Annotated in this window: 11 protein-coding genes and 2 pseudogenes; 6 read left to right on the top strand and 7 right to left on the bottom strand. The window is 59.9% G+C overall.

Translation table 11 applies throughout. From position 1 onward, the window contains the following. Nucleotides 1–156 precede the first annotated feature (156 nt). The 4 genes from BMW72_RS17520 (at nt 157) to BMW72_RS17505 (ending at nt 3,918) form a co-directional block, all read left to right on the top strand. Nucleotides 157–465, top strand: a complete 309-nt coding sequence (locus tag BMW72_RS17520; RefSeq protein ID WP_092112859.1) for a helix-turn-helix domain-containing protein — start codon at nt 157–159, stop codon at nt 463–465. 67 nt (nt 466–532) lie between these two features. After that, nucleotides 533–2,281, top strand: coding sequence for a DNA primase family protein (locus BMW72_RS17515; RefSeq protein WP_166787709.1), 1,749 nt, complete (start codon nt 533–535; stop codon nt 2,279–2,281). A 289-nt stretch (nt 2,282–2,570) separates the two neighbouring features. Next, nucleotides 2,571–2,912 (top strand): hypothetical protein, encoded by a 342-nt coding sequence (locus BMW72_RS17510; protein WP_092112855.1) that lies wholly within the window; start codon nt 2,571–2,573, stop codon nt 2,910–2,912. 364 nt (nt 2,913–3,276) lie between these two features. Next, nucleotides 3,277–3,918: a hypothetical protein gene (locus BMW72_RS17505; RefSeq protein WP_134450347.1), complete on the top strand. Its 642-nt coding sequence runs from the start codon at nt 3,277–3,279 to the stop codon at nt 3,916–3,918. 3 nt (nt 3,919–3,921) lie between these two features. Here BMW72_RS17505 and BMW72_RS18535 read toward each other — a convergent pair whose 3' ends face one another. From BMW72_RS18535 to BMW72_RS17475, 6 genes are all read right to left on the bottom strand, one after another. Then, nucleotides 3,922–4,995 carry an endonuclease NucS domain-containing protein gene (locus BMW72_RS18535; RefSeq protein WP_241983872.1) on the bottom strand — a complete coding sequence of 358 codons (1,074 nt, stop codon included), beginning with the start codon at nt 4,993–4,995 and terminating at the stop codon, nt 3,922–3,924. Between the two features lie 318 nt (nt 4,996–5,313). Next, a complete protein-coding gene (locus BMW72_RS17495) occupies nt 5,314–5,601 on the bottom strand; it encodes a hypothetical protein (protein WP_092112851.1) in 288 nt (95 codons plus the stop codon). Beyond that, nucleotides 5,589–6,134, bottom strand: coding sequence for a hypothetical protein (locus tag BMW72_RS17490; protein ID WP_134450345.1), 546 nt, complete (start codon nt 6,132–6,134; stop codon nt 5,589–5,591). Before BMW72_RS17490 ends, BMW72_RS17495 begins: the two co-directional genes overlap by 13 nt. Before the next feature lie 204 nt (nt 6,135–6,338). Continuing rightward, on the bottom strand, nt 6,339–6,857 hold the full coding sequence (locus tag BMW72_RS17485; RefSeq protein ID WP_208598225.1) for a HipA domain-containing protein: 519 nt from the start codon (nt 6,855–6,857) through the stop codon (nt 6,339–6,341). A gap of 40 nt (nt 6,858–6,897) precedes the next feature. After that, on the bottom strand, nt 6,898–7,239 hold the full coding sequence (locus tag BMW72_RS17480) for a helix-turn-helix domain-containing protein (protein WP_092112845.1): 342 nt from the start codon (nt 7,237–7,239) through the stop codon (nt 6,898–6,900). Continuing rightward, nucleotides 7,236–7,736, bottom strand: coding sequence for a tyrosine-type recombinase/integrase (locus BMW72_RS17475; protein WP_166787707.1), 501 nt, complete (start codon nt 7,734–7,736; stop codon nt 7,236–7,238). Before BMW72_RS17475 ends, BMW72_RS17480 begins: the two co-directional genes overlap by 4 nt. Before the next feature lie 607 nt (nt 7,737–8,343). On the opposite strand from BMW72_RS17475, the pseudogene BMW72_RS17465 reads away from it, so the two are divergent. Continuing rightward, nucleotides 8,344–9,535, top strand: a pseudogene (locus tag BMW72_RS17465) (IS30 family transposase). 46 nt (nt 9,536–9,581) lie between these two features. Here the strand turns inward: BMW72_RS17465 and BMW72_RS17460 are convergent. Further along, on the bottom strand, nt 9,582–10,868 hold the full coding sequence (locus tag BMW72_RS17460; RefSeq protein ID WP_166787702.1) for an IS110 family RNA-guided transposase: 1,287 nt from the start codon (nt 10,866–10,868) through the stop codon (nt 9,582–9,584). 324 nt (nt 10,869–11,192) lie between these two features. Between BMW72_RS17460 and BMW72_RS19400 the strand changes: the two are divergent. Beyond that, nucleotides 11,193–11,346, top strand: a pseudogene (locus BMW72_RS19400) (IS256 family transposase); the annotation flags it as partial.

The raw sequence follows: 11,346 nt of genomic DNA, 5'->3' as shown, positions 1-11,346 counted from the left end.
ATACCACGATGTCGGCAGGCAACGCGACGAAAAACAAGTGCAGACCCCCTCTAGGGGGTGCGGATCACGGCATTTGGCTGGTGCGTCATCCAGAGAATTAGAGCCCCCACAAAAGAAAAGATCTGACGTTGTGCTCCGATTCACATAGGAGCACCAATGCTTTACTCATCAGCTAGCCTCATAGACTTCCTCGACCTCCCCGCAGCCTCTGAACGCAGCAACTACGGTGTCTCGACCATCCGTCGCCACATCAAGGCTGGGCTCATTCCCGCGGTGAAAATCAAGGGTCGGGTTTACGTTAAGCCCGAAGACCTCGACGCCTTCGTCGCACCCGCGCCCATAGTCGTCGCAGACACCACCCTCAAGGACTGGGCCGCCCGCATGGCCGCCAAGGCGCCGGCATTCCGCCCTGAGCAGCGAGACGTCATCGTGTCAGCGTTCACTTCTTCGCTGAGAGGTGAATAAGACAATGCCGGCAACAGAAAACCGCCCCACCGATGGTGGAGCGGTCTCAGAAGAGTTTCGCGGCTCTATGACCAAGTCTACTCCCCCCATTCCCCCAACGCACTCGAACTCGAAGAGCGATTCCAGCTCTCCATCCCCGAAGGCTGGATTCATTCCTACCTCGAAGGAAACCCTCGTCGAGCTGGTCGTGAGCAAATACCTGCCAAGCATCCTCGACGACACTACGATACAACTCAGTGGGATCCGTGACGCGCTGCTCCAGCGCGTTAACGGGGCGCTCTCTCTGGAGAATAAGGGGCGCAAGGACTCGGAGTCTTCGTCGCCACCAATTGTCAAGATCCAAACGCTCGATGAAGTAACTGTGGCGCAGGTGTTGCTTGCCCGTCATCGCATCGTTGCCGTGGACCTGTCAGAAGGCCAGGCGGATGATATGACGTTGTTGGCAATGTACGTCGAGTCTGGCGATGATAAGGGCACATACACGACGTCAGAGGCCCGGATCAAAGCCCTCGCTAGCGAGCTGAAGCCCTCAATGACAAAGAGTGCGATCGATTCGCTCTTCGGACGTCTGAAGATCCACGCCCCGCAGGTTGTTCGCACGACAGAGCCGCACCTGATCCCTGTAGCGAACGGTGTGTACGACCATGCTCGGCAAGTTCTGCGCCCGTTCTCTGGGGACTGGGTATTCCTCTCGAAGCTCCCAACCACCTACGACGCAAATGCTAAGAGCCCCGTCATCGTTATGCCCGATGATGAGGAATGGGACGTCGAATCCTGGATCGCGAGCCTAAGTGACGACGAGGGCGTGCCTAAACTGCTCTGGGAGGTGATCAGCGCCGCTGTGCGGTCCTACGCGCCGTGGGACAAAGCCATTTGGTTCGCTGCTGAGCGGGGCAACAATGGCAAAGGCACGCTCGTGGAGATGCTGAGGAATCTCTTGGGAACAAAAGCATGCTCCGCTGTAAAGTTCGCGGACTTCGGCCACGAGTTCAAGATGGAGGCCCTCGTCTATGCTCGGGTGAACCTCGTTGATGAGAATGACGTAGGAGACTTTTTCGACCGGATCGCCGATTGGAAGGCAGCAGTCACCGGCGACGTATTCACCTTGAACCGGAAATACAAGACGCCGGTTGCAGTTCGCTTTCTCGGGATCGACATCCAGTGCTTCAACTCAAACACCCCGCGAACGAAGGATAAGAGCGACTCGTTCTACCGCCGGCTTCTTATCGTGAAGTTCAACAAGTGGTTCGGCGGTGGTGCCGAGCGCAAGTATATTAAGCGGGATTACCTCAAACGTCCAGTGGTGCTGGAGTACGTGCTGAAGCGCGCACTTGAGATGCAACACACTGAGCTGTCGAATCCGGAGGCCTGCAAAGAGGCCCTGGATGATTACATGGGCAACAACAACATGCTGCTGAGCTTCTGGCAAGAGTTCGAGCCCCAGCTCGTCTGGGATCTCGTGCCGTTCGGTTTTCTGCATGCCCTCTACTCTGAGTGGTTCCGCAGGACCAACCCGAGCGGAAAACCGGAGAGCCACAACACACTCGTCTCCTTCCTGCGTGAGTATCTCGCTGGCTCCCCAAAGTGGGAGCACAAGGCATCTGACAGCGTGCGTCCAAAGGAACTCATGAACGCGCCTGAGCCGCTGAGCGTGGAGTACGGCCTACTGGACTGGATGAGCAGCAGCTATAGCGGCAATGACCCGCTCAAGAAGTCGATCGTCTTCCCACTAAAGGTCAATTACAAAGGTCTCATCCGCCGACAACCGGCCGGACTTGCGGGATCGGCTGCCATCGACTTGGACAGCACCGACTGACCTGTTCAGCCGCCGGGGATTTCATTCCAGCGATCACTTCAGCGAGTGTTTGTCGCCTGATTTCCCCGGCACCGTCCTCGGGTAGTCCCTACCCACTGTCCGATGTCGGCGCTTGCTCCGCCGCGTGGGCTGATCGTCGGCTTGTCCTCGCATTGGATTTCTCCCTAAATCAGCATCATTCTCTCTACACATCGCCGACGCTATATCCGCGACTGTACGCTGCACACTTTCCCTGAGCACACAGCAATATTCACTAAGAATGAGACGATCCACCGTGGAAGGAACAGACATGTCACACCTGAACGCCGGCGCTGATGATGCGCAAAACGAAAGCCCTGCTGAGAGTTATGCCCGCGTTCTCACGCACGCACCCGTTCTCAGCGGGCCGAACGGGGATTTCGTCGAGGCCGGACCGCAGGCAGCTCGGTCTATTGCGAACGCCATCGAACCGTTCATGCGCGGCACATTCCTTGACCGGGCGGGGGTCATTAATCGGCTTGTGCACGGCACACCACCTGTGCTTGGTGGTAGCAACAGCGAGTTCGCTCGCGCTCTGGCCACCGAAGAAGTACACCGCATCGTGAATGTCTGCGACCTGTTGATGATCGTCAAGAATGCGAAACCAGCCTGACGGCTCGCGGACCGTCCATCGCGTCACCTCGTACAGGTCCCCGGTCTCAACCCTCGGGGCTGCAAACGAACAGATCTCGTCGGTCTTGAGTCCGGCGATGAGGCGCTTGTTACATAGGGCGTAGAGGCTGCTATAGACAACAAGCGCGAGCGCAAATCCAGTCTCAACCCCCTAAACGCTCAGCTGCCGCATCGAAGCCCCGCACCGCCGTCGAGGTGTGCGGGGCTTCGCTTTTCCCGAGGTATTGGCGCGCCTTCAGCGCTGCGAAGGGATAGCGGCGGCGCTTCGTCCGCTCACGCACCAATTTGATCCACGTCGAGCGCGATCAGATCACGGACACTCAAGCGCCATTAACATGCCTTTTATGACCCATTCCGCGACCAAATCTGACAACGCTGACGGGCGCATCGACTCGCGTGCCTCAGAGAACGCCGTCCGGCGCCTCGCTGAAGCCGTGGCTGGATTAACAAACAGGCCCGGCTTGTTTATCGCAGCGCTCACGGACATGCTCATGGCATTGACGCCCATCGAAGCGAAGGATTGGCGCGGGGTTTCTCGCGCCGGCAGTCGGCAGATCGCTTTGGGAGCCGTCGATGAGCAGTCGGCCGTGACTTACCCGACGCACGACTCACTACGTGCCGAACCGCGCCAAATCGCGATCGATCTGATGCCGTTGTTCTTGGAGCTGACCCGCGAGGAAACCTCCAACGAATGGGCACGGGGAGCGGGCCTGTACATCCGACACGTACGGAAGGCCACGAAAACTCGTCCAACTATTTCAAAGCTTTTCAAGAAGCTCCTGTCCGAAAATGAAGCTTGGATGACGGCCCCACAAAGTCAAAAATACTTCTTCAATCAGATCGTCGCGATTCATTGGCGCCGCAGTGGTTGGATCTGGTTCACACTCGATTCCAACTCCTTGGCCGAAGGACCGGTGTCCAGAGCCTTCGCCCGCAGTAAGAGGGCAAAAGCCCGCGCCTCGCGGCGGGCTGACCGCTCGCTGTGAATGCTACTCGAAGTCGATTTTCAGACGATATGACCGATAGCTGACGGACCCTTCTCGTGTGAACTTCAACGCGTCTCGAAGACGCTGATCGTCGTGGTCACCAATTATCAGCCCCGTGACACGCTGATCGGGTGCCGCGAGAGCACGCTCGACCCAACCCATATATCTGAGAATTTGGCCGACGACGACGTCGCTAGCCTTGTCCCTCTTCAGCTCAATAATCAACCAGTGGCTCTTGTCTTTGCTCAGCGCCAGGATGTCGATGATGCCTGTATCCGTCTTGTACTGCTGATCCACAAAGTCGTAGTCGGCAAACAAATCAATGTCCCGCCAGTTGGCTACCAGGAAGTCTTCGAGGCCATCCTCGAACCGAAATTTGACTCGCCGCGTTGCCTGGTCGCGTTCGACCAGACTGCCGTCCGCTGCGCCACCGGGCGCACCCTGGTTGTCGACACTGATCGTGATCTCATGTGCCGCTAAAACACCAAGCTGGAAGTGCACGGTGACGCAATAGTCGCCGCCGGCATCGTATGTGACGGTACCCTCAGGCCCCAGCTCGAACTTGCGTTCAATTAGCTTTTCAGACGAAACGTCTGGCGCGAGGCTCTTCTGCGCTAGGTGCCCGATGTCCGAATTACCCTCATTCCACAGCACGCTGTTTGCGATGAATTCAATCGTCTCGACTGGTGTCGCGGCGTTCTGTATGAGCGAGAGCGCTGCGCGCCGACTAATCTCCAACCGTCCGATTGTATCCAGGACCTCGGGCGCACAGTCTCGACTGGCAAGAGCCTCCATGACCATGTCGAACTCGTGCTCAGGATGTTGCCTGCGGGAGATGATGAGCAGCGTGTCCGATGTCGTCGCGGGGTTTCCAGCGATTTCGTAGCCGGGAACGTAACCCGAATTGACAGCAAGTGCTGCGAGAACGGCTGGTGATCCTGTGTGCCTGGCCAGCCCAGATACGACGCCGGGTACGCAACCCATCAGAATTGCCAGGAGCTCTGGGATGCTGTAAATATTGGGGTTTCGCGTGAGTGCCTGGCACACCGAAAAGTCCTCGTCGGATGCGAGGGTCATGAGCACATCATCCTCAGTGTCCGGGTTCCGTGCGGCATTGGCGCGTACCGATGACTCCCCATCTGCGGCCAGGATCCGGAGTAGATGAGCGTCTCGTGTGTGATGGGCCGTGTGCATTCGCACCTCCCACCGCGTGTCTCGAGCGAGCACCCTGTGCTCAGGTAACCCACCGTCTCGCGCAGCGTCAACTTTCTGGTGAATCGTTCCGTGAACCCGCGGGTCAAGAGCCCCTACAAAAGTCGGATCAGACTGCATTTTCAACCTCCGGCCTCGACACTAGCGGTCCCCTCAGACACATGCACATGCTGTATCCGTGAGCTAGTCGAAGCCGGATCGTCGCCCCGTGAGGAAGCTCTCCAGATCAGCGCGGTTGACGACCACACCATGCTCTGGACACATGGCTGTGGTCTGCCCGTTCATCCAGGCCTGGAACGCGGGTAGACGATCGCCCAGGAGCGTTTGTAGCTCTGTTGGTGTTGCCCCGAATTCGCACGCTTCGAGTTTCTGTTCAGCCAGAGAGAGCGACGCAGCAAATCGCTGCATCGCCGCGACATCGTTGACAGTCAACCCAACGGTCGGCGCCGGCTCGAACATCAGGTTCGGCACAGCGAAGATGGATCGTCGCCAAAGTTCGTCGAAGTGCGACCAATCGCCATCTCTTCGTCATCTGCCCAAATCCATGGTTGCCCTGTGGTCTCGACGCGCGCGCGGAGCGCCCTGCGTTTCCATTCCGCAGGCACAGCACCGCGCGATCGCGCGGGCTTCTTGGCCAGCACGAAACCACCGGACAGGTTTCCGTCGAGTGCTTGCTCGATGAAAGCCCGTACGTTCGGTCCCCACGTTGTGAGCCAACCGAACTCAACATTGTCGGTCTGGATAAACGTACCGAGAGCGTCGATAACGTTCGGGTTGATGTCCACCCAGAATTTGTCCCCATGGGCCGTGCGAACGCGACGACGCTCGAATCCGTCGACCACCGGAGGCAAAGCTTTCTCGAGAGACTGCCCGGTCCTGCGATTACGCTCCCACTGCTCGATGTCGATGGTGTTCAGCACACCATCTATGTCCAGCGCGAGCAGGATGCCGGTGCCAGGGAAAGTGTCGGCTGGGAGCAGAGTGTCGACGCGCGTGTGATGCATGGCAGCCATTGTGTCACTTGCACTGTTTGATAAAGTTATCAGTCGCCGCGTGCGGTAATAACTTTATCAAGAACCGGGGATGACCCTCCGTAAGGGGCGAATCCGCCTGCGCCCCCGTCGGCATGCTTATGAATTTCTATTAATTCATAATAATCCTATTAACATTGCGTCCCCCTTTAGTGTTTTTTAGTTTCTTTATCCTGTTTATCCTGAGCCTGCGCGCTCATCGACGTACCGTATGGCGTACTCGAACTGGATCTCGCTAAACGCGGAGGCCATGTACTCGATCTCTTCGTTCCTGATGTTGTGCTTCTGCGCGATCTGACGCCAGGAACTGACTGCGCGAGTCACGCGGGAGAGCACGTCTGCGGCGTCATGCATCGTCAGCCGGTAAGTATCTCGACCTTCGAAGAGCGGACGCGCGTCGCGGTTGGACGCGTCATCCCGCTCGTTGATCCGGCGTGAGCTCACTCGGCTTCCCGAGCGTGTCGGGTTCACGTCGAAGAGCGGGCTGAGTCGCCAGGTGCCGTCGACGCGCAGGAAGCCGTGGTTCTTCCAGTGGTCGTCGACGTTGCCTACGAGCACAGTGGACGCCACGCGGCCGAACATCTCGCGCAGGTCGCCAGCAGACGCCGAGAGCGTGACCTGGTTGATCGTGTCGGTGCAAATCCCCCCTTCGGCCATCTGGCGGCCGGGGAGTATGCCTCGTGACAACGGGCGCACGGAGTATGACGAGTGGGATCAGGGGCCTTCCGCGGACGACTCATGTCTTCTCCTCGGCGATGATCCGAGCCCGGACCGGGCGTGAATCCGCTGAGATGTCAATGGCCGGAGCGGCGTTGACTGCCTGCTTGCCCACGGTGGCCTCGACGTAGGGCTCCACGAGATCATTCGGGGTGCAGTCGAAGATGTCACAAAGCGCAGCGAGCGTATGCAGCGACAGTCGTTCCGGCTGCTCGGCCACGAGACGGTATACCTGCGCGGGCGACAGACTTACGCGGCGGTCACGTAGCAGTGGGCCCAACTCGGTCGTCTTCCACATGCTGTGCGCCGCCATGAGGGTTCGGAGGTGCCAGTGGTAGCTGATGCGTCGTCTCGCGGTCATGGTCTGTCCTTCTGGGGGTCGGAGAGAGCTGCCGCGATACTCGCGTTCAGTACTTTTCTCAAGCTCCGGGTTCGGAAGTCGGCTGACACCGAGGTATAGATGGAGGTGATGGAGGCGTGGGTATGACCCACCCGTTGTTGGACGGACAAAGGGTCGTAACCGTCTTCAATGAGATGGGTGACGTAGGAATGCCGCCGGCAGTGCGGGCCGATCTCCGATGGCAGTCCGACCTCCGTTCTCCAGCTGGCAAATCCTCGGCCCAGTGCATCTGGGCCGACCCGGGCACCGCGTTCGCTCGGCCAGAGCGCCGAGCTGCGCGGGGCCGTGTCAGACTGGGCGCGGAACGTGCCGACCCACTCATCGATGACCTCGGTGACCCACGGGAACACGGTCAGCACCGACCGGCGACGCGGGGTCCCACCCTTGGTCGCCTTGGCCCAACGAACGTCGAGAACACCGTTGCCATCGAATTCCCGCAGCGTGCGGGTTGGGGCCAAAGTCTTCCAAGTCCAGCATCTGGAACTCCCGCCGTCGCAACCCATAGGCGTAGGCGACTTTGACCGCCATGGCGTCCCGCTGGGCTGACAGCCATCCCTTCGTGCCCGTGTGGCGCAGCCGGACAACCTCGTCGTCGGCATGATCGAAGAAGCCCTATAGCTCGACTCGCGTCAGAGCACGACGCCCCGGCCGCCCCTCATAGTCCGAGCTATGCACGGCCGTGTTCCAGTCAAAACAGATCTGTATAGGGTGTGTGCCGAACAAACGCTCACAGACTGTCAAGGGCCATGAAGAACGACCCACTGGCGGCCACGAGAAATGCCCGCTGGTGGCCATGAAAACTGCTTGGGTTCTATCGGTCGTTGCAACACCCAGCACTATTCAGGAGTTGCGACCATGGTTTCCGAACAGACAAAACGACCACCAGCCCGAACGTTCACCGACGACGAGAAGGCGTCATTCTTCGCCGCGTTCGAACGGCTCGGAAGCATCCGACTCGCCGCCGAGGAACTCGGCTTCAAACCCATGACGTGTCGGCATTGGGTAACCCTCGCGGGCATCGACGTGAAGGTCGCCCAACGTGCGCGACGGACCGAATACTTCCGTCTGCGCGCCGACGCCGTCCCACGAAAAGAGGCAGCCCGGCAGGTCGGGTTAAACATTCGCACAGCGGTCGACTGGGACCAGGGCATCCGGCACGCCGACAACCGTCGGGTCCTGCCTGATGGGCGCATCATCGACTACAACAAGACCGTGACCGCACTGAGTGATTCATATCCGGCTGACTCCCGCGCAGCTGAAACCCATCGACTCGAGATACCTGTCGTTGGTTGATCGGGAGCGATCCGTGACCTGTCCGCGACGGGCATGTCGATCCGGTCGATCGCGGCGACACTCCGCCGGGCGCCGTCGACGATCAGCCGAGAAATCATCCGCAACAGGCAGAACAATGTCACCTACCTTCCGTATGCGGCTCAGCGCGCTGCCGCCGCACGCCGACCACGGCCCCGGAAAGCGAAGCTCGTGACACAGGAGGGCCTGCGGCAGTTCGTCCAGGAGAAGCTGCAGATCCGCTGGTCTCCGGAACAAATCTGTCAGGCTCTGGTCAAGCAATACCCGACCGACAAGGACATGCGCGTGGTACCAGAAACGATCTATCAGGCGCTCTACGTGCAAGCCAGGGGCGGCCTGCGCCGGGCAGTGCAGGAGGCGCTGCGGTCCGGACGAACGCGCCGCAAACCTCAGAAGACCGAATCTGCACGGCGGCCTCGATTCCGCGACCCGATGGTAATGATCGCCGACCGGCCACCCGAAATCGAGGACCGTGCCATCCCCGGGCATTGGGAAGGCGACCTCATCACCGGCAGACTCAACAAGACCGCGATCGCGACCCTGGTCGAGCGCACCACCCGTTACGTCATGCTCGTCCACCTGCCCGGCGCCCACACAGCCGACGCCGTCCGTGACGGTCTGGTGGCCACGATCGGCAAGCTGCCGGCACACCTTCGCGGGTCGCTGACTTGGGACCAGGGATCAGAGATGTCGACCCACAAGTCATTCACCACCGCGACAGACATGCCGGTGTATTTCTGCGACCCGGCCAGCCCCTGGCAGCGGGGCTCGAACGAGAACACCAACGGGCTCCTGCGCCAGTATTTCCCGAAGGGAAGTGACCTGTCGGTTTATGGCCTTGAGGATCTGGAACGGGTCGCGCAGGAACTGAACGGCCGACCCCGCAAAACGCTCGGCTGGGACACCCCCGGCAGAGCGATTCCGTGATCTACTTATCAGTACTTAATCAGCGCGGTGGGTTGCGTCCCCCCGAGTGGATGCTCCTATTGGTGTCAAGCGACTCTTTGTGCCGTATTGGGATGCTGAGCCTTGCCGTCGAGCCATGCGCTGAAGGCGGTTTCCAGGTCGATGTCGGCGCGTTGTCCGATCTCGAGTCGGCGTAGGCGCTGGTAGGGGACGTTGAGCTGTTTGGCTGCGTCGGTGAGGACGATGCCGAGGGTTTGGCGGCGTTGCCGCAGCCACGGTCCACTAGGCAGAGGGACAGCGTGATTTTGGGTGAGTAACGCGAATATTTCGTTGGCGACGTGGCGTTTGAGGCAGCGGACGATGTCGCGGTCGGAGAGACCTTCGGCGGTGCGGCGGGCGATGTATGCCATGGTGCGGGGTTCCTTGTGGCGTTTGCGAAGCAGCACGATGCGGTGCAAGGCTGCGTTGGCTTGCCGGTCACCTCCGCGTGAGAGACGGAAGCGCTGCCGTGTTCCGGAGGATGCCGGTATGGGTGCGACGCCGCAGAGGGCTGCGAACTGAGCCTTGGTGGTGATGCGATCTGGATTGTCGCCGGCAGTGGCGAGCAAGTGCGCGGCAACGAATGGGCCGACTCCGCTTGCGGCCATGAGAGCCGGGTTCTGACGAACGGCGAGCACAGTGAGTTGCTGGTCGATATAGGCAATGTCTGCCGTCAGCGCCTGGTGGCGTTGCGCGAGCCGTTTCGCCGATGCTCGAACTACCAGCTCCGGAGTGGTGCCGGGCGCCGGACGTGTGCGCGCGAGAGTGTTTGTAAGTTTGTCGCCGTCAAAGCGACGAAAATCCTGTCGGACTGCCTCGGGCGCGCTGACCAACAGGCTGTGGATCTGATTGATGCTCGCGGTGCGTGCCTTGGTGGCCGAGGATCGTTCCGCGAGCAAGATCCGCATCGATTCGACGTCGCCGTCGCGTTGTTTCGGGGTCGCAAGTCCTCGTCCGGCGACGACGGACAGGGCCGCTTGGCGTGCGTCGAGGGGATCCGACTTGCCGCGCAGTCGGCGCTCGGCGCGGTTGGCGCGGCAGACTTCAAGCACGCGCATGCCGGCTCCCGCCAAGACACGGGCGAGTTCCGCGCCGTAGGAGCCCGTGCCCTCGACGCCGACGGCTTCGACGATGCCGTGCGCGTGGAGGAAATCTATGATTTGGCGGTACCCACTGCCCACTGCAAGGAACTCCCGGTCGGCGATCGGTCGTCCGAGGCCGTCGACGATGGCGACATGATGGGTGTCTTTGTGGGTATCGACCCCCGCGAAGATGGTGTTCGGAGATGCGACTGCGACGGTGATGTGTGGCGGTTCAAGAATTGCAACTGTCATGACTTCGTTCCCGTTTCTTCGTTGAAGGGAAATCGCCGTTGGGTCGGGAGGGCAGACAGCACAGAGGTGAGACTGTTAGCCAGGCTCCTATCAAGTCATGTCGCCCCGATCAAGCGGCATTAGCGGCTCTGGTACGGCGGACAGATCCACTCAAAGACAACCTCGAAAGGAGTCAGTGTAATTTTGAGTCACCCCGCACCAGAGCCATATCCAGTATCTCTGTGTAATTCCCGGGGTTTGATCGTTGGATTAACAACGTAAAGAGCCACCGTGCGATGGTCAGTGAGTACCGATCAAAGAACTCACAGAAAGACACATCACACGATGGCTTTAGACCAGTCTGCCCTGCTTGCGCTCCTCGCGGAGCTCAAACTCACCAACGTCACCGATCGAATCCGAACGGTGACCGAAACGCTCTACCAAGAACTCATCGACGCCGAGGCCACCGCGCACATCGGCGCCGGCCGTTTTGAACGCT

The organism is Cryobacterium luteum (genome assembly GCF_900110125.1).
GTDB classification, from domain to species: Bacteria; Actinomycetota; Actinomycetes; order Actinomycetales; family Microbacteriaceae; genus Cryobacterium; species Cryobacterium luteum.
The sequence above is the reverse complement of the archived record's forward strand: the minus strand, read 5'-3'. Positions and strand labels throughout refer to the sequence as shown.